General features: G+C 40.4%; 1 protein-coding gene. It reads left to right on the top strand.

Annotated elements, in window-relative coordinates; all coding sequences use genetic code 11:
- Window positions 1-1,260 (top strand): ATP-dependent zinc metalloprotease FtsH (gene ftsH, locus ADH92_RS00430; RefSeq protein ID WP_049495837.1); only part of this gene is annotated, 1,260 nt, incomplete at its 5' end.
- Window positions 1,261-1,412 lie beyond the last annotated feature (152 nt).

Genomic DNA, 1,412 nt, shown 5'->3' with positions numbered 1-1,412 from the left:
AAAGCAGTAGCTGGTGAAGCTGGAGTTCCATTCTTCAGTATCTCTGGTTCTGACTTTGTTGAAATGTTTGTCGGAGTCGGTGCTAGCCGGGTTCGTTCACTTTTTGAAGATGCTAAAAAAGCAGCACCAGCCATTATCTTTATCGATGAAATTGATGCTGTTGGGCGCCAACGTGGTGTAGGTCTTGGTGGCGGAAATGATGAACGTGAACAAACCCTTAATCAGCTCTTGATTGAGATGGATGGTTTTGAAGGCAACGAAGGAATCATTGTTATCGCAGCAACTAACCGTTCTGATGTCCTTGACCCTGCCCTTCTTCGTCCTGGCCGTTTTGACCGTAAAGTATTAGTTGGACGTCCAGATGTGAAAGGTCGTGAGGCAATTCTTCGTGTTCATGCTAAGAATAAGCCACTTGCTCAAGATGTGGACTTGAAATTGGTTGCTCAACAAACACCAGGATTTGTCGGTGCTGATCTCGAAAATGTTTTGAACGAAGCAGCCTTGGTTGCAGCTCGTCGAAATAAAAAAGTAATTGATGCTGCTGATATCGATGAAGCAGAAGATCGTGTTATTGCAGGTCCATCTAAGAAAGATCGGACGATTTCGCAAAAAGAACGTGAAATGGTTGCTTATCACGAAGCTGGTCATACAATCGTTGGTCTGGTCTTATCAAATGCTCGTGTAGTTCATAAAGTTACTATTGTTCCACGCGGTCGCGCAGGCGGTTACATGATTGCCCTTCCAAAAGAAGATCAAATGTTACTTTCTAAAGAGGACATGAAAGAACAATTAGCAGGGCTCATGGGAGGACGTGTTGCCGAAGAAATTATTTTCAATTCGCAAACAACAGGTGCTTCAAATGACTTTGAACAAGCTACCCAAATGGCGCGTGCAATGGTGACAGAATATGGTATGAGTGAAAAACTTGGACCGGTTCAATATGAAGGAAATCATGCGATGTTTGGTGCTCAAAGCCCACAAAAAATGATTTCAGAACAGACGGCTTACGAAATTGATGAAGAAGTTCGTGGTCTATTGAATGAAGCCCGTAATAAAGCGGCAGAAATTATTCAAGGAAATAGAGAAACGCATAAACTGATTGCTGAAGCTCTATTAAAATATGAAACCTTGGATAGTGTTCAAATTAAATCATTATACGAAACAGGAAAAATGCCTGAAAATTCAGAGCATGAATTAGAAGAAGAAGCAAAACCTCTATCATATGATGAGATTAAGTCAAAATTAGAAGAAAATAACTAATTCAAAAGAAGGAAAATATTTCCTTCTTTTTTTATTAAAAAAGTGTTGACAGAGTAAAAATATTCTGTATAATAGAATATGTTGTAAAAATGGTCCGTTGGTCAAGGGGTTAAGACACCGCCTTTTCACGGCGGTAACACGGGTTCGAATCC

It is taken from the genome of Streptococcus parasanguinis, from assembly GCF_001073155.1.
GTDB classification, from domain to species: Bacteria; Bacillota; Bacilli; order Lactobacillales; family Streptococcaceae; genus Streptococcus; species Streptococcus parasanguinis_D.
Note: the sequence above shows the minus strand (reverse complement) of the source record. Positions and strands in the feature narration are given on the sequence as shown.